Origin of the sequence: Nostoc sp. 2RC (genome assembly GCF_014222165.1) — a bacterium.
GTDB classification, from domain to species: Bacteria; Cyanobacteriota; Cyanobacteriia; order Cyanobacteriales; family Nostocaceae; genus Nostoc; species Nostoc linckia.
This window is the reverse complement of sequence record NZ_JACKZU010000015.1, coordinates 17,753-43,704: the sequence shown is the minus strand read 5'-3', so window position 1 is coordinate 43,704 and position 25,952 is coordinate 17,753. Positions and strand designations below refer to the sequence as shown.

At 40.6% G+C, this 25,952-nt stretch carries 16 protein-coding genes; 5 read left to right on the top strand and 11 right to left on the bottom strand.

The window, feature by feature from the left end:
• Positions 1-356: 356 nt before the first annotated feature.
• Positions 357-1,409, top strand: coding sequence for a TIGR02281 family clan AA aspartic protease (locus GNE10_RS03720; protein ID WP_185563706.1), 1,053 nt, complete (start codon positions 357-359; stop codon positions 1,407-1,409).
• Here GNE10_RS03720 and trpD read toward each other — a convergent pair.
• Positions 1,339-2,541 (bottom strand): anthranilate phosphoribosyltransferase, encoded by a 1,203-nt coding sequence (trpD, locus tag GNE10_RS03715; RefSeq protein WP_185563705.1) that lies wholly within the window; start codon positions 2,539-2,541, stop codon positions 1,339-1,341. The two genes, GNE10_RS03720 and trpD, sit on opposite strands and share 71 nt — an antisense overlap.
• 220 nt (positions 2,542-2,761) lie before the next feature.
• A complete protein-coding gene (locus tag GNE10_RS03710; RefSeq protein WP_185563704.1) occupies positions 2,762-3,601 on the bottom strand; it encodes a DNA adenine methylase in 840 nt (279 codons plus the stop codon).
• Between the two features lie 167 nt (positions 3,602-3,768).
• Between GNE10_RS03710 and GNE10_RS03705 the strand changes: the two genes are divergently transcribed.
• Positions 3,769-4,494 carry a cytochrome b/b6 domain-containing protein gene (locus tag GNE10_RS03705; protein ID WP_185563703.1) on the top strand — a complete coding sequence of 242 codons (726 nt, stop codon included), beginning with the start codon at positions 3,769-3,771 and terminating at the stop codon, positions 4,492-4,494.
• A 165-nt stretch (positions 4,495-4,659) separates the two neighbouring features.
• Positions 4,660-4,839: a high light inducible protein gene (locus tag GNE10_RS03700; protein WP_099066159.1), complete on the top strand. Its 180-nt coding sequence runs from the start codon at positions 4,660-4,662 to the stop codon at positions 4,837-4,839.
• 103 nt (positions 4,840-4,942) lie between these two features.
• On the opposite strand, the gene GNE10_RS03695 is transcribed toward GNE10_RS03700, so the two are convergent.
• The gene (locus tag GNE10_RS03695) at positions 4,943-6,193 is read right to left on the bottom strand and encodes an RNA-guided endonuclease TnpB family protein (protein WP_185563702.1); all 1,251 of its coding nucleotides are present in this window, start codon (positions 6,191-6,193) and stop codon (positions 4,943-4,945) included.
• Positions 6,194-7,066: 873 nt separating this feature from the next.
• On the opposite strand from GNE10_RS03695, the gene ltrA reads away from it, so the two are divergent.
• Positions 7,067-8,965, top strand: a complete 1,899-nt coding sequence (gene ltrA / locus GNE10_RS03690) for a group II intron reverse transcriptase/maturase (protein WP_185563701.1) — start codon at positions 7,067-7,069, stop codon at positions 8,963-8,965.
• A gap of 93 nt (positions 8,966-9,058) precedes the next feature.
• Here the strand turns inward: ltrA and GNE10_RS03685 are convergent, their stop codons facing one another.
• From GNE10_RS03685 to GNE10_RS03670, 4 genes are all read right to left on the bottom strand, one after another.
• A complete protein-coding gene (locus GNE10_RS03685; protein WP_185563700.1) occupies positions 9,059-10,147 on the bottom strand; it encodes a hypothetical protein in 1,089 nt (362 codons plus the stop codon).
• 155 nt (positions 10,148-10,302) lie between these two features.
• Positions 10,303-13,275 (bottom strand): virulence factor SrfB, encoded by a 2,973-nt coding sequence (locus tag GNE10_RS03680; RefSeq protein WP_185563699.1) that lies wholly within the window; start codon positions 13,273-13,275, stop codon positions 10,303-10,305.
• A 120-nt stretch (positions 13,276-13,395) separates the two neighbouring features.
• Complete coding sequence (locus tag GNE10_RS03675; protein WP_185563698.1) at positions 13,396-14,253, bottom strand: Rpn family recombination-promoting nuclease/putative transposase; 858 nt, start codon at positions 14,251-14,253, stop codon at positions 13,396-13,398.
• A 137-nt stretch (positions 14,254-14,390) separates the two neighbouring features.
• Positions 14,391-16,916: a proteasome protein gene (locus GNE10_RS03670; protein WP_185563697.1), complete on the bottom strand. Its 2,526-nt coding sequence runs from the start codon at positions 16,914-16,916 to the stop codon at positions 14,391-14,393.
• Between the two features lie 948 nt (positions 16,917-17,864).
• Here GNE10_RS03670 and GNE10_RS03665 point away from each other — a divergent pair.
• Positions 17,865-20,954, top strand: coding sequence for a GAF domain-containing protein (locus GNE10_RS03665; RefSeq protein ID WP_221642718.1), 3,090 nt, complete (start codon positions 17,865-17,867; stop codon positions 20,952-20,954).
• 166 nt (positions 20,955-21,120) lie between these two features.
• On the opposite strand, the gene GNE10_RS03660 is transcribed toward GNE10_RS03665, so the two are convergent.
• The 4 genes from GNE10_RS03660 to GNE10_RS03645 form a co-directional block, all read right to left on the bottom strand.
• A complete protein-coding gene (locus tag GNE10_RS03660; protein WP_185563696.1) occupies positions 21,121-22,905 on the bottom strand; it encodes a diguanylate cyclase domain-containing protein in 1,785 nt (594 codons plus the stop codon).
• A 9-nt stretch (positions 22,906-22,914) separates the two neighbouring features.
• Positions 22,915-23,895: an ABC transporter substrate-binding protein gene (locus tag GNE10_RS03655; protein WP_185563695.1), complete on the bottom strand. Its 981-nt coding sequence runs from the start codon at positions 23,893-23,895 to the stop codon at positions 22,915-22,917.
• Positions 23,896-24,219: 324 nt separating this feature from the next.
• Positions 24,220-25,002: an RDD family protein gene (locus tag GNE10_RS03650; protein ID WP_185563694.1), complete on the bottom strand. Its 783-nt coding sequence runs from the start codon at positions 25,000-25,002 to the stop codon at positions 24,220-24,222.
• Between the two features lie 57 nt (positions 25,003-25,059).
• Positions 25,060-25,893, bottom strand: coding sequence for a hypothetical protein (locus GNE10_RS03645; protein ID WP_185563693.1), 834 nt, complete (start codon positions 25,891-25,893; stop codon positions 25,060-25,062).
• Positions 25,894-25,952: the final 59 nt, after the last annotated feature.

Here is a 25,952-nt window from a genome sequence, read left to right as displayed (position 1 = left end):
GGATTAGAAAAACTTTTCTCCAGTCCTTAGTTTTTAACTTTTATGTCCCTTACTCTTGAAGACTGCAACCTCTGATTGTCTCATAACTTGAGTAATTAAAAGCTTTAGAATTATTAATGAAAAATTAAATTTTCTATTGTCCACTAGACCTTTTGCAATCAATTGCTTTTTGGACTCTTGTGGTCAAAGGGAACATGTTAAAGGGGAAAGGGAAAATACCAAACATGCACCCCCTTTCCCCTTTCCCTTTTCCCGACTTCTGCAAGAAGTCTACTCTCTATTTCCCCAACCCTGTTGCCTTTGACAAAAATCTTTAAAGAGTGGTTTTGCAAGAGCTTGGGCAGTTAATATTAATTATGCTTCCCACTTTTTTATCCCGCACAACCCTAATTTTTGCATTCAGCGCTCTGGCGGTTTTGAATGTTGCCTGTAGTGAAGACAAACGAAACACTACGGTTGGTGGCAACGAACAACCCGTGGCAATTGGTGATGTGGCATCAGTACAGCCTACCACCACCGAACCAGCAACACCAGAAGCTACTCCTCAACCACAGTCACCACAGCCATCTGAAACTGAACCTAGCGTTTTTGAATTGGCTTTAGATAAAGCTGTCAGTGCTTGGAGTATCAGTCAATCTGCTCAATCTCCAGATGATTGGAATTTAGTGGCGAGTCAATACCAAGATGCTATCGCTCTGATGCGAAAAGTAGAACGACAAACTCCAGAGTTTGGGTTCGCTCAATCCAAAATCACAGAATATCAGCGCCAAATCAAATATGCCAAGCAAAAAGCGACTCCCCGCCCTGCACCAATTAGGGAACCTCAAAAAGTAGTTGTTGTGGTTCCCCAAGCACCAACTACACCAAAGCTTACTTCATCTGTGTCAATTCCGGTACAACAACAATCATTACCACCGGAAATACAAAGAGCTTCATCGGCAGTGGTGATTCCAGAGCAACCGGTATTTACAGCTCCAATTAAAAGGCGAGCTGGTGGTACGCCAATTGTGGAAGTTACTTTTAATGGGCAGCACAAGTTTGAAATGATTGTAGATACAGGAGCCAGTGGCACTGTAATCACCCAAGAAATGGCAAATTCTCTGGGAATAGTGCCAGTGGGAAAAGCGAAGGCAAACACCGCCAGTTCTAGAGCTGTGGAATTTCCTGTGGGTTACGTTGATTCAATGGCACTTGGTGGGGTGAAAGTGAATCGAGTACCTGTGGCGATCGCTGGTACGGAACTGGAAACCGGACTTTTAGGACATGACTTTTTTGGCAATTACGATGTCACAATTAAACGTAATGTGGTAGAGTTCCGCCCGCAATTGCGATCGCAAATCAATTTCCCAGAAATTGAACTAACTCCTCCAACTTCGTCCAAGCCGTCCCGCTTTGCAGAATATCCTTAGCGATTTTAATTCCTTGGGCATGATCGAGGAATGGTATTGTCCCCGCTACTTGCAGTGCCAAGGAAGCATTTAAAGCCACTGCATCCTGTTGCGCCAAAGTTCCCTTGCCTTGGAGGACAGCTTTGAGAATCACCGCATTCTCTTGCACATCCCCACCCCGAAGCATACCTATGGGAGCAGGTGTAACATCCAAATCCAAAGGATTAACAGTAGTTAACTGCACTTCTCCTTCAGATAACACCGCCAAGTCAGTTATATCTCCTAACCCAGCCTCATCGAGTTTTTCTCGCCCGTGCAACACAATGGCCTTTTCCTTGCCCAAATTCTGTAAAGCCTGGGCAACCGTCGCTAAAAGTTTGGGAGTGAATAACCCCACCACTTGCCCGGTTGGACGCAAGGGATTTACTAAAGGCCCCAGTAAATTAAACACTGTGCGTACCCTCAGAGTCCGGCGTAATGAGGCCACTGCTTTCAGTGCTGGATGCCAACCAGGGGCAAACAAGAAAGTAATTCCCACTTCCTGTAAAGCTGCTTGCACTTTTTCACTAGGGGCACTCAAATTTACACCCAAAGCTTCCAATACATCAGCACTGCCAGTGAGACTTGAAGCTGAACGATTGCCGTGTTTGGCAACGGGTACGCCATAAGCAGCGACAACAAAAGCAACGGCTGTGGAAATATTAAAAGTTGACGAACCATCTCCACCAGTGCCGCAGGTGTCTATTACGGAAAAAGACGCGGAGAGTGGGAGACCTGGGGACGCGGGGAAATTATTCTCCCTGTCTCCCTGTCCTCCGAAGTTTGGATCGGAGGAAGCCTCCGCTCCAACTTCTCTCCGTGTCCCCCCGTCCTCCGAAGTTTGGATCGGAGGAAGCCTCCGCTCCAACTTCTCTCCGTGTCCTCCTATAGATTGGGCTTGTAATACTTCAGCCATGCCGGTCAACTCGTCGGCCGAAACGCCTTTAAAGTTCAGTGCTGTTAAAATTGCTCCTGATAACTCTGGAGGAACGGCTTCACTGAGCCAACCTTGCATTAATTCAGCAGCTTGAGTACGCGACAATGATTCGCCATCTATTAGTTGTTGCAGCAGAACATAATAGGATTCTTGTGCAGGAATTGGTGAAGTAGTCATTGCTAGGTTTTTGTGTTGTGGGGTGTAGCTATGTTGCAGGGCATGGGAGCTATCCTACCGGAAAATTAGCTTTCATCAAAGTTACAGCAGAATTCAGAAGTCAGAATTCAAATAGCCTTTTCAGCTAGCTTTGAAGTGTAAATTGTGTACTTCATGCTTCTTGAAATGTGCTGTAAGTTTAAAATTCTATGTTTAACTGTAAAGCCGTATTCATAAGATTCTAATTTTGTAATTTTTTATGCAAATCAAGTTTAAGTTTGTAATTAGTAATAAATAACTCTTTTCCTTTGGCAGCACTACTTTGCTTGTAGTTATTCATGCCATATTGCAATTGCCACTCTGAAATGTTAGCCCATTGAAAATTTTCTCGAATTTGTGGAGAATCGTCGTAAGTGATTAGCCAACGATGATGACATTGTTGCAACAGTTCGGCAAATCTTTGATGTTGAAATGAAGTATGCAAGTTACCGTCTTTTCCATATAGCTTTGATTTGGTAGCACTAAAATATGGTGGATCTAAAAACAAAAATACTTTTTTACCTTCTTTGTTTAATAGGTGATTATAATCTAAATTAGTAATTTCTACATTTTTTGCTAAAATAGGTTCTAATTTTTCCAGCCTTTCTATTGAAGAATTAGTAAAGCGTTTATGAAAAGCTTCTTGGGAAAAACCACCTGATTCAACAGTGCCAGAAAATGTAATTCTATTGAGGACAAAAAAGCGAACTGCTCTGTCAAAATCAGATAAATGATTGACATTTATGGTAGCCAATTCTGTAAAAAGTAATTTACCGTCTGTGTATTTGGCTTTAATATGTCGAATTTCTTTAACTAACTGAGGTAAATGAGATTGGGCAAACTTCCAAAATAAGAAGAGTTCGCGGTTTAAATCGTTAATCCAAATTTTGAGTTTGGGAAATTTTTGTTTTAAATAAATAAATACAGAACCACCACCCACAAAAGGCTCTCGAAATTCATCAAAATCTTCTGGTAAGTATTCAATTATTTGATTTATTGCTTTTGATTTACCACCAGGATAGCGCAGAGGGCTTTTGAGCATAACGGAAAATTATACATAAATTTATTTTACATTTTTCAAATATGTATACAAATAACTACTAGAGAATTATTATTTAAAATTTGTAAGTAGTTTATTTACAAAAGTAACTATAAATCCGAATAATGTCTAAAATTTTTAATACTAACTTCTAACTGAGCCTGACTTTTATGACTCGTTCTGCACCTTATCAACCTTTATGGTTACGAATTCTTCATGGTGTGAGTGCAATTTTAGCGATCGCCGCAATTATTACTGGATTTCTAGTTTACAACACTTACGATGGCCGTTTTGGTAGCATAGCATTTCTTCAACTTCCGGAGAGTCAAGACATTCACGGAACTATTGCATTGTGTTTCTTGCTTGTTCTACCTGCTTTTGCCCTTTATAGCTTTCACGCCGGACAAAAGCGGCTTGTTCAATCTGATTCTTTACAGCAATTAAGTCAAGTTGGCAAGCCCATTTGGTGGGTTAGCTTGCAACGTTTAGCAAACACTCTCATGCTCATCGCTGCTATTTTAGCTGTGAACTCCGGCAGAATGATGAAGGAAGAGTGGCTCCCCAGAAGAGAGTTCGATCGTATTTGGTATTCTCTTCACCTTAGTGCTTGGGTTGTCATGGTTTGCTGTGTAGCAATTCATCTTTTAATGTCTGCTAAGGTGGGTGGCGCGCCGTTGTTATTGTCGATATTTTCCTGGAAGTTGCGACCAGAAGATAGCCCTGGACAATGGTCTAACCGTTTTCGTGGTTGGTTGAGTAGGTCAGCTCATCTCAGTAGATTAGTAAATAATTTTACGCAAAACAATTTTTATCTCAGAATCATTGAGGTCATTGTATTGGCTGGAATTGTTACAGCCTTTGTCTTACCTATATTTTTCTCTGGTGGTGAGTCTTAAGTAATTATTGCTTGCTTGATATTAATTATACCAAAAATTTACGTGACCAAATATCTACTGAATAATTTATTGGCTTTTAGTTTATGTTGCAATTTCGTAAAAATCTGATACATTACTTTACATAACGTTAAAACCGTTACAACATAGAACCTTGGAGTGTTAATTATGTCAAACGCTAACAAGACTACGCCTTCAGTTTCAGAAGATCCTAATGCTTTACGCTGGGGCTTTACTCCTCAGAGTGAAAACTGGAATGGTCGTTTGGCAATGATTGGTTTTTTAGCCGCCATTCTCATTGAAGCGTTCTCCGGTCAAGGGATTTTACATTTCTGGGGCATTTTATAATTAGTCATTAGTCATTAGTCATTAGTCATTAGTCATTAGTCATTAGTCATTAGTCATTAGTCATTAGTCATTTGTTCTTTGTGAATACGGATGAGTGAACTACCTACAGTGACACTTCGTGTACACTGTAGGCTTCCTGTCCAGCAGAAAGCGCAGTAGTAGATTTCTTGCGTCCTCTATTGCTGCGGCTTACATCTGGGCAACAGGCTTTATCCCCCGTTCCAGAGGAGCCAGCGCCGTGGGCGGGTTTCCCGACTTGAGGCGACTGGCATGTCAAAATCCGTAGTCCTTCATCTCGAAGGTTAATGCTTGCATTCACATCCCGATCATGTTTTGTATGGCAGTTTTCACAAGTCCAAAATCTTACATCTAGCGGTAAACTACCAACTTGATTTAGGCATACATGACAGGTTTTTGAACTGGGGAAGAATCTATCAACTTCCTGATATATTTTCCCGTCTATCTCTGCCTTGTATTTCAGCATGGTGCAAAACATTCCCCACCCAACTTGATGGATGGATTTAGCCAAACAATGATTCTGCATCATGCCCTTAACATTAAGATTTTCTACCACAATAACTTGGTTTTCGTTAACTATCCTACGAGATAGCTTGTGCAGAAAATCCTCACGACAGTTGGTGATTTTTCTGTGGACTCTAGCAACTTTTTTCCTAGACTTAATTCGATTCTGAGAGCCTTTCTGTTTTCTAGATAGCTGTTGCTGTTTGAGTTTTAAATTCTTCTCGTGCTTGTTGAGTATTCTAGGATTATCAAACTTTGACCCATCACTTGTAACAGCAAAGTGGGTCAACCCCAAATCAATACCTATTGCTTTGCCATCCGTGTTTGATTCCGGTTTGTCTTTACCATCGTCAAACAGAATTGCTGCAAAGTATTGATTGGAGCAGTTTTTAGATATAGTTACAGTCTTGACTTTACCCTCAATAGGTCTATGAATTATTGCTGATACATCACCTATTTTGGGCAGACTTAAATAATTATCAGCAACTTTGACGTTTTGGGGATATTGTATTGACTGCTTACCATGCTTGGATTTGAATCTAGGGTATTTAGCTCTTTTTTCAAAAAAATTATTGAAGGCTACACCCAAATTTAAACAGACTTGCTGCAAACATTGTGAATATGTCGAAGTTAACCATTCATACTCTTTTTTCAACTGTGGGATTATCTTTTTTACTGCGTAGCCAGATAAGCCCTTGCCAGTTTCCTTGTATGTTTGGTTCATCAAGTTCAAGCAATAATTCCATAGCCAACGACAACAGCCAAAAGCTTGCGCTAGAGACTGCTGTTGATGAGCATCTGGATATAACCTGACTTTGACGACCTTGAGCATTTTAGATTGAAATCAATTCACTATAAAACAGCATAACATAAGATTTGCTCGTTTCCTCCATGTCTTTCTCCCTGTTTCCCCTGCGGGGAAATTTGGTCAAAAGACTGTCGTCAACTCACGCGCAATTCATCCCACGCTGCACGAAGTGAGAGGCGTGGGGCTTCTTGCTGTTAAAGGTGTGCGATTCGTTCAGTCGAAATCCGTCTAAGGAGGGATGACTGGCTTTAGTAGAGTAATCGTCAAAGATTGAGTTCGCACTTTTCTCCTCTACTAATGACAACTCAATATCCATGTAAGTGAGAGCGAGTACCCTAGAAAACTCAAGTCTTACCACCCTGGTGCGGGGTTGAAAGCACAGAAAATACCCGAACGACCGGGTATCCCCCACTGAGGAGACTGACTATCAAATCGGTGAAGCGGGGCTGAAAGCCGATTAATAGGCGGTAATTGCCGAAAGCGCCTTCCGCAAGCAAGAGTCCCAAGGGTAGAGCAAGCGAAGTGTCGCCTGAATCACCGTAAAGCAAGAGCAGGGAATAAGCTAAGTGTTTAAAAGCACATCCCTGCGTTGGAAATATCCAGCAAGGGTAAGGTCTGTCAGGTTTTGCTTAACCGAGACAGCGCACTACCTAGAACCCCGGTGAAAAGACACGCCCTAAAGGCTCAAAACAATGGATGTTGGGAACGAAGTAACCCCCTGGTATGCTCCTGTGAAGTACAGGTAGGTGTCAAGCCATAAACAACGAGAGGGAGGGATGGTTTAAAAAGCAAATGCCCAACCCGAATACACGGGTAATGCCTAAAAAGGGATGGTGTAATTACCGGGATATGCTGACGTAAACCGCAGTGTGGGAAAAGCTAGAGGTAACAGTAGCTATGAATAAGCCTAAATCGGATTCAGAAATGAATATCGAGGGATGGAAAACAATCGATTGGCGAAAAGCCGAAAGGTATGTTTTTAAGTTGCAAAAACGCATCTACGCTGCTTCTTGCCGTGGTGATATCAAGCAATGTCGCAAACTCCAAAAGACGTTAATGAGGTCTTGGTCTAATAGGGTGCTGGCGGTACGACGGGTTACAGTTGAAAACCAAGGGAAAAAGACAGCAGGAGTGGACGGAGTTAAATCACTGTCCCCAAAAGCGCGTCTGGAACTGACAGGACAATTAAAGCTCACTGGTAAATCCAACCCCACTAGAAGGGTTTGGATACCCAAGCCAGGACGAGACGAAAAACGTCCATTAGGAATACCCACTATGTATGACCGCGCACTACAAGCCGTAGTAAAAGCGGTAGTTGAACCAGAATGGGAGGCACACTTTGAGCCTTCAAGCTACGGATTTAGACCAGGAAGGTCATGCCACGATGCGATTTCACACATTAAACTTTCCATTAAAAGCAAGGCTAAATACGTGCTAGACGCGGATATAAGCCGATGTTTTGACCGCATCAACCATGAAGCACTGCTGCAAAAACTTAATATCAGAGGCAAAGTCAGGAAACAAATTAAATCTTGGCTAAAATCTGGAGTCATAGATAAAGGTGCTTTTACTGCCACATCTGAGGGCACACCACAGGGCGGGATAATCTCGCCGCTACTAGCCAATATAGCCCTCCACGGTTTAGAACACTGCTTGAAAAACTTTGCCGAAACCCTTGACATCAAAGACCCTTCCCACGGAAGGCAAATGTCAAGAAGCAACAAAAAGCAAAGTTTAACAATAATTCGATATGCAGACGACTTCGTTGTACTGCATGAGAATAAAGCCGTTGTCCAAAGATGTCGAGAGATAATCTCGGAATGGTTAGCTGGCATTGGCTTAGAATTGAAACCGGAAAAAACGAGACTCGCTCACACTCTGAACCCAGAGTTAAGCGAAGATGGAAAAGCTGGATTTGACTTTTTGGGTCATCACATAAAGCAATTCCCGTCAGGCAAATATAACAGCGCCTACAATGGTCACGGAAAAATCCTCGGTTTCAATACACTCATTACCCCATCTAAGAAAGCGTGTAAGGTTCACCAAGACGAAATAGGACGCATCATCAAAAAATACAGGTTCTTACCGCAATCGGCACTAATCAAGAACCTCAACCCTATAATCAGGGGATGGTCTTCCTATTATTCAAACTCCGATGCTAAAAGCGTCGGAGAATTATCAAGACAAGACCACCTTACATACTTAAAACTCCGAAGATGGGCAGAACGCCGCAGTGGAAAACATTCATACGGTAATAACAAATACTGGACTTCCATTGACGGCGACAATTGGGTATTCGCAACCAGTGAAGGAGGAGCGAACCCCCTTCGGTTGCTCGACCATAGTGAGATTAGTTGCAGTAGCACTGACTATGTGAAAGTTAAAAGCGATAAAAGCCCCTACGATGGCGACCTAATTTACTGGAGTTCAAGACTAGGGACACACCCCGAACTGCCTTATCGTCAGGCTAAGTTGTTAAAACAACAAAAGGGTAAATGTCCGTGGTGCGGCTTAAACTTCCAACAATGGGATGTAATAGAAGAAGACCACATCATCCCCAGAGCGTTAGGCGGCAAGGATGAATATAAAAATCTACAACTATTGCATCGACATTGCCACGACGAAAAAACCCGAATTGATTTACGGGAAATTAGGAATAAAGACCATTCCAAATTCCTTGAGAAACTATCTCATTTTTGGGACAAATTAGACTGGGAATGGGTTGACGATATTCCTAATTTTGTAAGTCATAAGGTTAGGAAGTCTGAAATGACAAAGAGATATCACACTGAGTAGCCGTGTGCGGTGAAAGTCGCAAGTACGGTTTCGGATGGGAGGGGTGGAACAGCAATGTTCCCCTCGACCCTAGCTAATGACTATTGCCAACACCTAGCGTGATGAACGGAATATTACACGGCCTGGTGATTCTTCATGGTTAATTCGGGCATATACCCGCAGACAAGTTAAGACTTCCCCAGGAGTACCGCCAAAATCTAGTTGTAAGTCATCTTTGGATGAAGTACAAATATCTGCGTAAAGTCCGGATAACTGGCGAATCCGGACTTCATTACCAGCGTTAATGGCTTTATCGGCGATTTTCTTGAGAATACGGCGGGATTCGTTTTGTAGCTTTCCCCACCAGGAATAACGTTGTGCGGGTGGTACAAAAACCAAGGAGTGTATTGCTTCATCCATATCAATCCAAGCACGCAAAATAGACAGGGGATCGTTACTTTCTTCGGCTTTTTGGGTGCGTTGACAGCGATCGCTCAAAGCATTAATATATTGACTCTGTTGTTCGGCTTTGGAATTGAGCGAAACTATATCAAAGCTACAAACACTTTTTAAGGCATGATAAAAGTTTGGTTCTATTTCTAGAAATTTCATATATAAAAGTAAGAATCCTGTGGAAAAATCGGATTCATTCTTTTGGAGATTTTGAGATAAACTTAATCCCTGAGTTTGAACAGTACCGCTAAGTCCAGGGTAGATAATTTCATCGCGGATAAAAGGAAGTTGCAAAAGATTAGCATTGTCGGCCATCGCGCCAATTGATTGCGCCATATCTAAAGTACGCTTTTGCCAAGATACAGCTAAATCTTCTGGTATTCGTAATAACTTGCGTTGAATTTCATGCCATAAATCTGAGTCAGTTTGACTTTGTAATGGAGAATTACCCAGATAATAATTAAGTTCTGCATCAGAATTGAAAGCTTCCCTTAAATCATTGAGTTTTAATGGATTTTGGGAAGTTATGATCGCATCTTCCCAACCAATATCTGGGTGTAAAGGTGTAGGTGCAGGTTGCAATAAGTTATGAAGTTCTTGTAGCAACTCATCGCATACCTCAACTCCTGAATCTTGGGGAAATTCTGCACGAGCCTGATTTAAAGTAGTTTCTAGACCGTAGAGAGTAAACCGTAATAATTGGGCTAATTGTGAGTTTTGTATTTCTAATAATTTCCGGAAATGGTGCATTAATATTACCTTTTTTTATCTCACGCAGAGGCGCAAAGAAAAAGAGCTTTTTTCTATCTCATACTAAGACGCAACACGCCAATAAAATTTTTGCGCGGCAGTCGCTTCTCCTGTGGGAGACGCTACGCGCTGCCTTGTCTTTGCGCGAACAAATTCTAATGTATACCGCAAAACGGATCGCGTTCCTTATCAACTTCATTAGGCTGTAATTCTAATTCAGCCAGATAAACGCATCCTTCTTGTTGAAGACATTCTTGATTTGTTGAAGTCCAATAGGGTACTTCACCTGCGTGCATTCGTAAAATCCCTTGGTTATCCAGAGTTACACGATATTGGCAAGGATAATCTGTTGTGGTGTCTGGTTTACTGAGTGCGCCAATTCTAATCCATTTTTTTGTTTGGGTTTCGGCGTCTGTTTGATAAACATAGAAAGTATGCTGGCCAGTTTTAGGAAAAGGAGGTAAGGGATTACTAATTAATCCGATTCCTGGTTGTGTTACACCATCACGCAAATAATGAAATGTTTGGAAGGAACTATTATTATTTCCCACTTCAAATACTAAATGATAGGCATCTGTGCGATCCACAGTTGCAGATTCGATGACATTGACAGCAATATCACCGTCATTTAAGTCTTTATTGGGGCGTTCTACGGCGATATTCCACATCAATTTACCATCAGCAAATAACTCGGAACTTTCTGAAAGTACTGCTGCTAAATCAATGCCAGAAACATCTATTAAGTAATGCGGATTTCCTTGACATAGCAATACATTAAATTCTAGAGTTTGGTCGATTTCAAACTGGACTTTGATTTTTTTCAAAAATTCTGCTTCTTCCATTCCTAATTTATTCATCAGGTTTTTACCGTCGAAGCTACCCCAAAGTCGTAAATCTCCTTCTTCGTAATCTTGGCGGTAGATAATGTTAGTTAATTGTATCCCTTGCCAAGGAGTGCGAACTTTGGCTACAGTTTCCCAAGGTGCTAATTGATAAAGTTCTTGACCAGCTTTAAATATAGTTAATAAATCATTACTTTGAGTTTTGCGTTTGAAGTTGCAAGGCAAATAATAAAACAGGTTTTTGACATCAATTTCTAGCTGATTAGCTCCCTTTCGTAGCAAAGTTTTCGATTCTTCTGGGTCGAATCTCAACCTACGTAATTTTTCCGCGTAGCAAGCACCGGCGGAGGTGGCTAATTTTGTAAATTCCAAAACAAAAGTAATGCGTTCTGGATTCCAAACAAAATAAGGCGATTTACTAAATTCTTGATAAATTTGCCGCTGTACTAAGTCGAGATTGCAGGTTTTTCCAGAGAGAATTAACCAATCAACTTTTTGAGAATTCCAAGAATCTTTGGTGAGATCTTCGGGACGCAAACGGCTTTCCATCAATCCTTTAGCAATCCCGATGGCTTCTTTAATTCCTGAAACTGCGGCTCGTTCAAATTGACGATTGTCCAAGGTGACGCAGATGTTATTTGGGTCTTGGACTGGTAATTTAATGACACTTTGAGCTAAGAGTTCAGAAATTTCTTGTTCAGAAAGGGTGAAGGTTAATAAAGAATCGTCAGTTGGTGGTTTTTGACCGAGTTTCAGTTTTGCTACTTCTGCATAATCCCACAAAAGATAAAATGTTTGTAGGCGTTGTGGTGCTTGTTGCCAACGAGTAGGTAAGACTTTTTCGGCAGTATCAAGAGCATCTTTATAAGCAACGTCCCCCTCTGGATTTTCTTTATCTAAACATTTTAAAAGGCTGCCAGTTTTAAACTTACCTTGTTCTAAGAATCGGTCGTTTAATTCAGAATTAATTAAATCTTCTAGCTTTTCGCTTTCGATGTCGCCAGTGGTGACTGCTGTTAATAAAAAGTCAGCGATCGCCACTTTTAAAAGTCGAAAAATTCGCAGTGTAATTAACTCACCGCCTAACTGTAAATGTCCAGAGGAACCTAATAGTTTGGGAGTCAATTTATAATAACGTCCTCCTAAACCCCTATCTTCATAATCACCAAAAGCCGGGGTTTTATCTTCCAAAGTTAACTCAATTAAAGCCAAGTCTGTGGTTCCGCCGCCGATATCCAAAACGAGAACATTTTGCGACCATTTATTTCCAGTTTGGCGACAACGAGTTTTAAATGATTCAATACCAATATTTAAATTCCCGCCAAATTCTCGCCATAAAAAGAATATCGCCACAGAAACAGCTTCATCATAAGCAGTTTGGACATCATCTATGGCCAATTGTTCAACTAATTCTTTAACTTCCTTGCGAACAACCGGCGGGGCGACTGTTGGATAGGTGACAACTGCTGTTAACAAATCCCCTTCTGAAAATCTACGTCGTGCCCGTTGGCGATAGTCTTCAGTTAACTTTATTAAATGCGCCCAAGCAGATTGAATTAATTCTTTAGCAGTAATTGTTTCTTCCTGACCATCCAAAATTACTGAAAACGATCGCTCTTGGCCAAAATAGCGTTTTGGTGAATGATAAAACCTGCTAATAATTTCCTTTAAAGTACTGCTTGTACCTTGGGCGATGGCTTTTTTTCTATTATCTCTAGCTTCTCTACCCATCCGCAGTTGTAATTCCCCTAAATGGCAGATTTCTGATTCGCTAGGAATCTCTGTTTCCCGCCTATCTATATCCAGCACAACAGGAATCAGATTTTGCGATTCTAAAGTAGGAACGCGGAAGACTTCGTGATAAATTTGATAGAGTTTTTTGCTGACAGCGCGACGGAATCTTTCGCTATTTCCTAAACACAGTTCAATTTGGCGAATCGCTTCTAAAAATCTCTCTTTGTTATCAGATTCAAAAACTTCGCTTAATTTTCGTGGTTCTATTTCTAGGTTTTTACTAATTTCTAAAATAAACTTTTCCCAATCTTCATCACTGACATCTGGTAAAGCTATAGCAGCAGGAGAACTCAGCCATTGCGATAAGCGATCGCGCAATCGCATTTCTTGTTCTTTGGGTAAAATTTCGGTGATGGGTACTTCAATGGGATCGAAAAGTGTAACTGTAGAATTCGACGTACCAAAATCTAATGCAAACCATCCGGGAAATCTTTTTTGTTGTTTCTCGTTTGGCTGTTTATCAGTATAGTTGTGCAATTGAAAAGAGTTCATTATAACAAGTATTTCTGTTTAACTGTGGCTTTTTTATAGAGCGTAGGCGTAGCCCGCCTTAGACATCGCTCTTTCATCCAAAAGCGTAGGCGTAGCCCGCCGTAGGCATCGCTATACTTACTAAGTTGATGTTGAAGATTCTTGCTCGTTTATAAGTCTTACTTGTTCGACGGTTAAACTAAGTAATTTGGCAACTTCTTCCATCGATATACCACGAGCTAAGAGCTGAGGTACAAGTTCAAGTTTTGCTTGTTCTCGTCCTATCTCCACTCCTTGTTCTCGTCCTATTTCTACTCCTTGCTGTAGTCCTTGCTGTAGTCCCTCTTGTTTAGCTTCTTGATAAACTCTAGTTTCTTCTAACTTAACTCCTAACATGGCCTCTACCTCTTCACGACTTAAGTTGGCAAATTTATAAACAGCAATTGTTGTGATTACATCTATTATCTCCTCCTTAGCCAAGACAGTTATCTGTTCTTGTTCCACCCGTTCAATTAAACGTTTCGCTTGTTCCACCATTTGAGTTTCTGAAGCGATAGTTAACTGCATCAAACTGATACCAACTTTTTGCTCATCAGGATTACCTAACTCATCTAAATAAATACGTTGTACTTGAGAACTGTTTATTAATGACCTATGAATAGCGGTTTTTTCCGGTTCCAAGCTGCGAGATTGTAAAATAATTACTCCGTACCAGTCATCATAAAGCGTTGCGTTGCGATACATATACAGCATCGATTCTGAGAAAAAGCGATGGTACAGTAACTCATCTTTTTGAAATTGCACCTCAGCAAAAAAGACAATTTGAGATGTTGCATCAGGTGGAGGTAAAAATACCCCATCAATCCGAAATGTTGGTTCTTTAACTTCAACTGATTCAAAGCGATAGTTAGCAGCTTCGGCTGGTGGCTGTTCTACTAACTCAAAAAGCAACCCTGGAACACGCTTAAAAAGCGTATAAAAAATCGCATCTCGTCTCACAAATACATCCTCATCACCCTACGCGATCGCTTAAGAAGAATTCAGGAGTCAGAATGGGCTACGCCCCGCTGCGCTAACAGAATTCAGAAGGCTTTGCTTCTAAATTGTGGGTTTTTATTGAGTCATCTAAAAACATCCTAATAAGAAACAGCCGCAATGTCTGAAAGAATCTGCAACCAAGTAGGAACTGTAACTTCAGATGGTAAGTCACCAGCTGTTAAGTATCTCAGTAATGCTTCTTTTTTCGAGAGGTTTTGCAAACTGGGAATAATTTGATCCAAAATACCTTCTAATTCGGAATTAATTTGCTGATTGACTTCACTAACATACTGCACAAGATGAAGGCTGACGCTAGCAGTAATTTCATCTCGCAATCGCAGTACTAAAAGTTGGTGATTGCTGGATCTGGCTAAGCCTTGGCTTTTTTCTGGTGCCCAGTCAAAGATTTGACCAACATTGTGTTTTTCGTCTTGACGCGCTAACGGAAAAATGATTTCGGGTGCAACGGTTTTGTCTTTGCTAGTAATTTCAGAAATGATTGCTTCTTTCCATTCGTTGGGGTCGCATCCTAGTAATAGTTTATAAAAAAGTTCGGCTTCTTCCACACCAAATTTTGCTTCAATTTCTTGTTCCATTTCTGGGCGGAGAATTGCTTTCAATTGGTCGCGTTCTGGGGCTACTTGATTTGACAATTGATTTAACAAATCTACCACAGCTTGACGAATGCGATCGCTAGCAAATTCTTCTACTTCTTTAACGGTTTTTTCAAATATTGGATAAAAATCATCGCTCTTGGTCGGTAGAGAAGTATTAAGACGATTTCCTCTATCAAATAATTTTCCTGCTGCACCTTTAGATTCAGCGAGGGCGATACTACCATTGTTTACTTTATTAAACAATAAAGTCCACTGACTCCAATTAAGTATTTTAAAGGTAAGTTCGTCTTTTACAACATCGCTAACAACAAAGCCACGCCGGTCTTTGAGTGGTTCTTTTCCTAAATTTTTTTGAAAATTTCTGTAGATTTTATCTAAAGTTTCCACCACAAACCGCAACTCAATAAAAGCGGGACTGTCTCCTGTGGGGATGCCTTGCTCGTGAATTTCATCTATGATGTCTTTCAAATGATCTTGTTGCTGACTCACAACATCAGCAGCTCTTTTGGTATCTTCATGCAATTGTTTGAGACCATGAGTAGCAACATGATTTTGAATCAATTCCCGTAGTTTTGCTAGGCTACCATCTTGAGCAAAGTAACCTAATTGTCTGCCTAAATAGCTGCGAGTATCAGAGTCTAAAAGCCGTTGGCTTAAGCGTCCCCATTTTTCTTGTAGCCGTTTAGATCTGTCTAAATAATCAGGATAATCCAAGTTAGCTAAAAACTCTGGCGAACCTGCTTTGACTTTACTCGAACGTTTTGCTAAATCAGCTAGTCCTAACAGTGGTGAGAGTAAAACAATGCGGTCTTTTTGAGTTGTAAAAGCCTGTGCGCCATCAATAGTAGTTTGCAGAACTTTAAGTTTTTGGAAAACAATTTCCTCATGCAAATCCCTATCTTCAGTTAGTTGGTCGAGTTCTCGTTCGCCACCTTCACTTTCTAAAGGTAATTGATCGAACCGACCCACACCAACGAGAATTAAATCTTTCAAATCTTGTCCAGGTCGCTGCTGCTGCATCATAGTAAAGATTTTATTAGCGCGATCGCTTCCCGGAGATTTACCATTTAGCAATACTAAAATTGTCTGTACTTCTGCCAATTCTCGCAGTGATAAAAAGGTATCCCTAGCACCAGAATTAGCAGCCCCCAATCCCGGAAAATCAATGAGAATAAATTTAGCAGCACCCGTCACATCCCAAATCTCCCGCGAGATTTTGACATCAATATCTACACGGCGAATTAGGGGAAAGCTGTTTTGTAATAATTTCGTTGGTAGTCTTTGGGGTTGACTCGGTAATCGAATATGTGCCGGTGGTAAATCCTCAAAGCTGAGAGTTTGGATAGCCATTGGCTGTTCTACTAGCTGTAGTCCTTCGCGAGCGGTGGTAGCATCAATTTGGTAGCGACCACTACACAACACTTCGCCATAGGCTTGATAAGCCCGCAAAAATAATACTAATTCCCTCAGTAAATACCGCAATTCTAAATTATTAGAACTGTTCCATGCTTCCTCACACCAGCCAATAATATCTTTGCCAGAATTGAGTCTCGACACTGGTATGGGAGGAAGTCCTGCTGCCGTTGTCCGTTTATTAGCTTCCCCCAGCATAAAGCGCAGACATTCGTGTACCCCTTCATGGGAAAGATATTCTACAGTAAAATTGCTTAATTGCGTAGTTGCAAAGTTATCTTGGGGAATGATGTGCAAAGCTGTGACATTACCTGTAGTCGGGTTTTCACTGACAGGCAAAGCATCTGCATATCCAATCAAACTGCCTAAAAGTAAAGTTTTGCCGCTACTGAATTCCCCCATCACACCAATTTTCACAGGCGAAGTGGCAAGATCCACAGTTTTTTCAGCAGCTTCCCGCAGACGACGGAGACAATCATCAAGGCTAGCCGGAACCCAATCTTCTTGTTTTGAAGGGTATTCGGGTACAGAATCTATCTTCCGGAGGATGAATTCACCGTACTCTTTAAAACTAGCCAGCTTGTCTGGTTCCATAGAGTAGTTTCCGCCTAACATAAATTTCTCTGAGCTTTATAACATATAAAATGCGATCGCCAAGGAGCCATACAACAGACTGTTGACTGTTGACTGTTGACTGGTGACTGGTGACTGGTGACTGGTGACTGGTGACTGGTGAGACAAATTGCAATAATTCTTTCCCCTTTCCCCCTTCCCCTTTCCCCTTTCCCCAAATCGTATTACCCCTGCACTTCTGCTCCATCTCCCTTATCCCCCCATCTCCGTACAAACGCGATTAATCACGTCTCTACCCACCGTCTACTCTTTAGTTTGATATAGAAAATCTTCAAATTGATGAATTTCTGATGAAGACATAATTGCCTCGCGTAGTAGTTGTAAATAATTCGTGAAAAGTCATATCCCCGGCTTCTTTGAGAAGTCGGGGATTTCAACACAGGCAAGTAAAGCTAATTCAGATTTTCAGTGATTAAATTAAATAATCAGTATGAATTTATAGATGATTTTAAATAAAAAGTTTATCAGACAGCAATATTGGCGTCAGTGCCCAGAATTCTCCAATTGAATTGTGTGCGACTGGCGGATAGAGTAGCGATGTGCCGTGTCTGCCTGTGTCTGGATAAACAGCGTTTTTGCACCCACACCTAATTTTTAATTTGGTGGTGCTTCTAGATGGCGGGTGCTACTTTGAACTGATTACCTTCTGACTTCTGAATTCTTTAATTCAGTAATTTTACTGAAGCGGGGAAATTTTGAGTTTGCATAAAAATGATGAAGTCTATCTTAATCAAAACTTCAGCATTTCCCCAATTTATTTACACAAAAAGAGGAATTAACGCACATATAAAAAGAAATAAAGTATTAAGATAATTACCAGGCTATGGCTGAACATATTATACACATTTTTTAACAAATCTAGTTTCAGAGATTTTAATTCAATAATTTAGGCAGAGCAGGCAGGCAAAAGTGTTTCCTAAAAGGGTGCAAAACTACATTAACCAAATCAAGGTTAAAAAAGAAAACATAGAACAAGACGAGAAACTATTTAAGAAACAAAGTCCATTGACAGAAAAGAAGCAGGGAAGAGAATTAACAAAAGCATTAAGACGGCTGGCAACGGAAACTGCAAAACGCCAAACTGTTGAAGCACAGTTGTGTCAAAAAACATCAGAATGGGCAGCGATTTTGCAAGTACTTCCTGATTTTTATTTTCGTGTAGATGCTGATGGAACTATCCTGGATTACCGACCGGGAAAAATGCCAAATCTGGATATTGCACAAAAAGTTGAACGGGGCAAGAGTTTGCGGGAATGCCTACCGATTGCTGTAGGCGATCGCTTTCACCAAGCCATGACTCAAGTACTTGTAACTCAATGTGAAGTGAATTTTGAATACAGCTTACCGCTACCACTGGGAAATTGTAACTTTCAAGCTAGATTATTACCCTTACCAAAACAACAAATTATAGTTCTTGTCCGTGAAAATGAGGACAAAGTACAAGCAGCATTACTCGAAAGAGATAATAAGCTTCGTATTATCGTGGAGAATGCCAATAACATTCTTTTTTCCCTGACACTTGAGGGGATATTTTCCTACGTTTCTCCCAACTGGACTGATATTTTAGGGCATGAAGTTGCTGAAGTAGAAGGTAAATCCTTTAGTCTGTTTGTGCATCCACAAGATGTACCCAAGTGTGCAAATTATTTGCGAAAGGTTGTAACAACAGGCGAAAAACAAGATCCAATGGAATATCGAGTAAAACACAAAAATGGTAGTTGGCGATGGCATACAAGTAGCTCATCTCCTATTAGAGACGCCAATGGTAATGTTTTAAACTTCGTTGGCATTTGCTATGACACCACCGACCGCAGACAAGCAGAAGAAGCACTGGCAGAACGCGCCCGTTTAGCAAATTTCCGTGCCGATGTAGATGCAGCCCTCACCCAAAGTGACACTTTAAATAACATGATGCGCCGCTGCACAGAAGCTTTAGTTCAACATATCGATGCGGCTTTTGCTCGGATTTGGACGCTTAATAAACAGGAAAATGTACTAGAGTTGCAAGTCAGTTCTGGGATGTACACCCATATTCATGGGCCTCATAAACGCGTGCCAGTTGGTGAATTCAAAATTGGTTTGATTGCCCAAGAAGGCAAACCCCACCTCACTAACTCTGTACAGACAGATCCCCACGTGAGTCACAAAGAGTGGGCAAAACGAGAAGGTATGGTGGCTTTTGCGGGCTATCCCCTGATTGTTGAAGGTGAAACTGTAGGGGTAATAGCGATGTTTTGCCGCCAAGCAGTAACAGAATCAACTTTTAAAGCCTTGGAATTTGCCGCCCAAGAGATTGCCATTGGCATCAAACGCAAGCAAACAGAAATTGCCCTCAGAGAAAGCGTCCAGCGAGAAACATTACTCAATCGTCTTTCTAGTCAAATTCGAGCTTCTTTGGATCTAAATTACATTGTAGAAACCGCAGTGCGGGAGATTCGCAATTTATTTCAAATAGACCGTTGCGCCTTCTTTTGGTATCGACAAAACGCTGAAGTCCCCTATTGGGAGAGAGTGTATGAGGCCAAAAGTTCATTTTTACCGTGTCTGCTAAACGACCAAGAAAACAACGTAGAAATCGAACTCATCGCCAGCAAAACTTTGAACAAAGAAATTATCCGCATTGATGATGCTAAAACTGTAGGCTATGGCATTACACGGGAGTTTTTGACCGATTTCGGTTTCACTGCTTTTATGTCGTTGCCCGTACATACCCAATCTGGGGAAATTGGCGCTTTTAGCTGTGGTTATTGTAACGGTTTGCGGCCTTGGCTAGACAACGAAATCGAATTACTCCAAGCAGTAACAGACCAAATAGCGATCGCCATTGACCAAGCTAAACTTTATACTCAAAGCCGCATCGCTGCCCAAACTGCCCAAGATAAAGCCCAGCAACTAGAAGTTGCAATGCGAGAACTGCAACAAACCCAAGCCCAACTCATTCAAACTGAAAAAATGTCTAGTTTGGGACAACTAGTGGCGGGAATTGCCCACGAAAACAATAAACCCGTCAATTTTATCTATGGCAATATTAGCCACGCCAGTGGATATATCCAAGATTTGCTGGATTTAATAGAACTTTATCAACAACACTACTGCCCACCAGCACCAGAAATTCACCAACAAATCCACGCCATTGATTTAGACTTTCTCAAACAAGACTTGCCCAAAGTCCTCAACTCTATCAACATGGGTTCTGAACGCATTCGGCAGATTGTCTTATCTTTACGCAATTTCTCTCGCCTTGATGAAGACGGCATGAAAGCAGTGGATATCCATGAAGGTTTAGATAACACCTTGCTACTTTTGCAAAATCGCTTGAAAGCCAAACCAGGACATCCAGAAATCCAAGTAATTAAAGAATACGGCAACCTGCCACCAGTAGTATGTCACGCTGGACAAATGAATCAGGTGTTTATGAATTTGCTCACAAATGCCATCGATGCCTTAGAAGAGGGAGTGGGGAGTGCAGAGTGGGGAAATGACAAAGATGTAGCTTTAGCTTCTCTTTGGGAGACGCTAGCACGAACCCGCAACGTGGGAGATGAGGAAGTAGAACAAGCAGGGGAGATGAGTTTTTCCCCTCTGCCTCTTGTGCCCAATGACGGCAGTTGCTCCACTTGGGGAGACCCCAAGACCGCACTGCCTCCCCCATGCCCCATGACGCCACTTGCTCCACTTGGGGAGACCCCAAGACCGCACTGCCTCCCCCATGCCCAATGCCCAATACCCCAAATTCACATTCGTACTTCCATCGATCAAAACTCTGTAACTATTCGCATTGCAGACAATGGACTAGGAATGAGTGAAAAAGTACGCAAGCATTTGTTTGATCCGTTTTTTACTACAAAACCTGTAGGTAAAGGCACTGGTATGGGTTTATCAATTAGTTACCAAATCGTCGTCAAAAAACACTCTGGAAAACTTGAGTGTATTTCCGCACCTGGAAAAGGTGCTGAGTTTGCCATCGTGATTCCGCTAAACCAGCAACCATCATCCTAGAGATAATATAAAGTTAATATTTTGTTAACCAAAAGTTAATCTATTAGTTGTTAACTGATATTAATTCACTTTTTGCTGCAACATTTGAACATCCCTCTAATAACCTGAAATTTAAGAGATTAAGTTCAGGAGTTAGGGGGATTATTTACATCAAAGTCCTGTATATCTAAGAAGTACAATAGCGATCGCGCCCATTTTGTTTGGCGTTGTACAGTGCTTTATCGGCTAAAGCGATGAGTGTATCTGGCTTAATGTCGCAAGTGGGTATGATACAACTAATACCCAAACTGATTGTGACGATATTTTTGATATCAGACTGTGCATGGGGAATAGCTTGATGGTGAATTGCTTGTTGAATATTTTCAGCTATTGTGATTGCTGCGGCTAAGTCAGTATTAGGAAGCAGTACCGCAAATTCTTCTCCACCGTAACGCGCTACCAAATCGGCGGGGCGATTGACTGTCTTTTGTACTATTTGCGCTATTCTCAATAAACAATCATCCCCTCCAAGATGACCATAGTAGTCGTTGTAAGATTTAAATTTATCAACATCAAATAAAATGAGTGACAAGGGTTGTTGTTCTTGTGAAAGGCGTTTCCATTCTGCTTGTAGTCGTGTATCAAAGCAGCGACGGTTAGCTACCTGAGTTAAACCATCTACATTTACTAATTGTTCTAATTTGTGATTGGCTTCTTCTGTTTTTTCTCTAGCAATTACTAATTCTGCTGTTCTTTCCAGTACCCGTTGTTCCAAAGTTTCCAAAGATATTTGTAATTGAAGTGCCATATCATTAAAGGATTTTGCCAGGTGACCGATTTCGTCTTTTGAGGTAATTTTGGCACGGATGTCTAAGTTACCTGTGGTAAATTGGGAAACTATATTTGTCAGATAAATTATTGGCATTGTTAGCAGCTGCCCAATAGCAAAAGCGATGATTGTTACTACTGAAGCGATAATTGCAAATAGAAACATTGCATCGCAAATTTGCTTTTCTACAGGTGCTAGGGCAACAGCAAGTATCTGTGTAAATAACACAGACCAAGGTTTATATTTTAAACGAGCAATGGCAATTAAATTAACCTCGTTACCTGTGGCTGACAATGATGCAATTAAATACGACTGTTTATTCTCCAATGCTTCTTTGAGTTTTAATTCATTAGTTGCCAATTCATTCACAGGAGAATTAAGCAAACGTCCTTGGCTTTGTAATTCAGTTACAACATTTAAAGGCAGAGGTACAATAGATTTAAAAATCAGTTCTGGTGCAGTGCTATGTGCCAAATAAATATAATTTTCATCTAAAAGAATCCCAAAGGATTTTGCTCCAGCCCGTTCAGTTTCTTGAGTTACTAGCTGCTGGACAACAGTAGCATTGTATGAAACACGCAATACACCTAATATATTTCCCTTAGCATTGCGAACCGGACTGCTAAAAAACAGGGTTACAAGGTCAGGAATTGTTGGCGATCGCTTCATACTAGAAACAAAAGATAAACCAGTTTCCAGTGGTTTTTGAAAATAATTCTCAACTGATTCATCTTTGCCAATGTTCGATATCTGTGTATCCAATACATTTTTTCCGTTTAAGTCCAGCAAAGCATAGGAGAGAATATTGACCATATCTTTGCGACTGAGACGGATTAATGTTTCTATTGCCAATTGCATTTCGGGGCTGTCATTTCGCTGTTTTGGAGTCAGGCTGAGATAGCGTGCCAAACCTGGTAAAATCGCCTCTACACGCACGGCATTCAGATTTGCATCAATAAAGGCATCTATTCTATTAGCAGTTTCGTGAGCCGCCGCAGATAAGGCTTGTCTGGCGTTGTCAGTTAGTGCTTTTTCAGTTGTCTGTTTGTTGATAAACGCCAATAATAACAACGGAATCAAAGAAACAATGAGAAACGAGGCAATCAACTTTCTACGAATGCTCCCCAAAAAAGTCTGCTGCATAGCTTTAAACTAAGAGGGAGGATTTAAGAAGGAAGAATTGAACAAACTTTTTAACTCAGGAATGCGCGTCACGTTTCCAGAGCGAATAAAAAACTCTACATATATCTTGGCGGTTTTGTAGATGGAGTTAGGATTGCTAAATTCAAACAATTTTTGATTCTCAGCTAAATCAGTTAAGTTTACTCCCTCTAGGGAAATTGTATTGCTAGGAATTTTTAAGACTTTGCTGACGATGGCGTTTCCTTCTTGAACATTTGCTTTCCAATAATCTGCGGCTTGTAACCATCCTTGGACAAATGCACGAATGTCTTCGGGGCGATGGCGGATTGTATCACCGCTAAAGACAATCATATCTAAAATCAAGCCAGGGGTTTGTTTGCTGGTAAATAGGATATGTCCCCCTAATTTCATCACTTCAGAAAGATAGGGTTGCCAAGTATGTCCTGCTTGAATAAGATTATTTTTTAGGCGTTGAGGAATTTCTAAAGCTTCTAACTTAACTAAGTTGACATCTTCGCTCGTTAAGTTAGCATTTTTCAACATCTCAGTCACAAAAACTTCGCTAAAACCGCCTAGATTTGCACCTAGCTTTTTCCCTTTCAAGTCAGCAACGGTTTTAATTTGTGATTGGGCGACTACCACATCTGCTCCTGTTGATTCATCTATAACTATCACGCTTTGGATATCAGGATTTGTGGCACTCAAGACTATTAAACTTCCCAAAGATAACGAAATAGCATCATATTTACCCGCAGTGAAATTTGCTTGTTCCAATTGAGTGTAGGGTTTATAAATTAGTTCTACATCTATTCCTTGGGCTTTGAAAAATCCTTTTTGTTGAGCAATGATGCCTGGATATTCCCCAACAAAAGATGCAAATTGTACTTTCAAAGGAGGGCGTTTTAATTTAGTTGGTGCTAAAGTATGGCAAGCAAATAACAAACAGGCAGTAATGAGAAAAATACTAACGTATCTCAGTATTTTAAACATATGATATTTGGTATCTTAGTAGTGGAATGCATGTATTTTTTAGCTTTGTAACCGGTTATAAAAAAGTATTTGCATATCCATTAAAATAATGAGTGTTATTTTCTTTCACTACCACCTTCCTAATAAATATATGTGTTGATTAAGAAAATCAAAATTCGATTTATTTCATAGCGTATTATACCATGCTACTATTAGATATGGAATGAAATTGATACAAAATTAGGATAATAAGTATTTTGGAGAAATCTGCTAACAGCCTTTACGAAAAGCCTATTCATCCAAAATCCCAACTTTTGATGACCTATATTACTGAGCTTTTAACTTTTAAAATTCCTGCTGTTGATAGACAATATAAATAGCTTCTAAAAATACATCAGGTGTATAATTTTCTGGCAGTTTTTCTAAATTAATAATAGATTTAACTTGCTGGGCTAAGTTTAAAGATAGTGATGCTCTAGCTTTTAATGACATTGCACTACGTCGCTGTAAATATTCACGAATAACTGCAAAATCATCAGGTAATAATTGGGATAAGTTGGCAGTTTGTAGTAATTCGTCGTGGAGTATCTTCGCCTGTTCTGAAATGATTAAGTTCGATGCATTAGCTGGCTGGGCTTGAATCACAATGGTACCAGCAGCCAAATCACCCAAGCGCTTTTCGCGGTTGCCCAACATAATTAAAAAAGCGCCAATAAACAAAGTTTCATCAAAGGGTCGCAACAAGGCACGTAATGTTGCTTGTTGTAGCCCGATGAGTCTACCATCATCTCTAACCACGCGAATTTTAGCGATGCGTTTACCAGGGGTTTGTCCAAACCATAAGGTTTCAAAAAATACGAAATACCCAATGTAAATTGCAAAGCCAATAAAAAAGAAAATTGCTAATAGCCAAAGTCCTATATTCCGAGGATTTGTAACTAAATTTTCCAAAAATTTCAACAGTTGCGTTGAAAAAACAGTCCAAATCAACACAAACAACAGCAAACTTATACCCAAAACTGTATAGTCAATCAGCAATGCTAAAGCTCGATTGCCAATTCCTGCTAAAGTAAATTCCAGTTCTACACTTTCTGGAGTCTGGAATGAGATGCGATTAAAAAAGCGCATATTTGAACTAATGAAAAATTAATAAACTTGAATTCAGGTATTGAGTTAACAAAAAATCTACAAAGGAGGTTTTCGTAATTGCAAACCCAAGCCTTCACGGCGACTACGCAAGTCAAAATATAAAACAGCCTTTAGTGCTTGCCAGAATGGCATGACAAAAACTCCACCTATTAAGCTACCAACCCAAGAAATAACATACACAAGTGAATAGATACCAGTACCAGGCTCAAGTTTTAAAAGGAATAAGCTGGGTATATAGTTGAATACAAATACTATTGGTAGCGTCACCAAAAAAGCAACTAATACTACACCTTGAATGCGAAATACTGAAGCTTTAGTTAACTCCCAACTTCTAGCAACACTTTCGCCACCATTAATATTTTCCTCAACTGCTAGGGGCACTTCAGCAACAATCCAACGGGAATAAAACCATGTTAGTCCTAAAAGCACAATCCCGACTGTGACAATGATTGCCAATGTAGTGACGACTATAACGGCTGAATTACCTAATATCCCTCCTAATACTACTCCTATCAAGCCAGCAAAGATACCACCAACGATCGCCAATCCAAAATAAACGACCAGTAAAGATATCCCTACTTGCAAAGCAACTCGAAAAAATGACCACAGACGTGGATTAACGTGATTGTTGGCGCTTTGGACACTTTCTGGTTGGTAAACCAATTCACCAAAAGCCAAACGTGAAATTAACCCCGAAATGGCAGCATACTTCGCCCAACCATAAATTGGGACTATAATCCACAAGTGAGCAATGGCAGCTAAATTGAGATAAGTCTTGAGATGAGAACGATACAGTCGCACCGCAGCGCTGACAACGTTACCAACACTCAGTGGTTGTATGTGACCGGGAGATCCAAAATTTTCAGACATAATACCAAATTTCCCTTGAAACTACGGATCTGAATTTGAGGCTATCTTAAGCTAAGTTA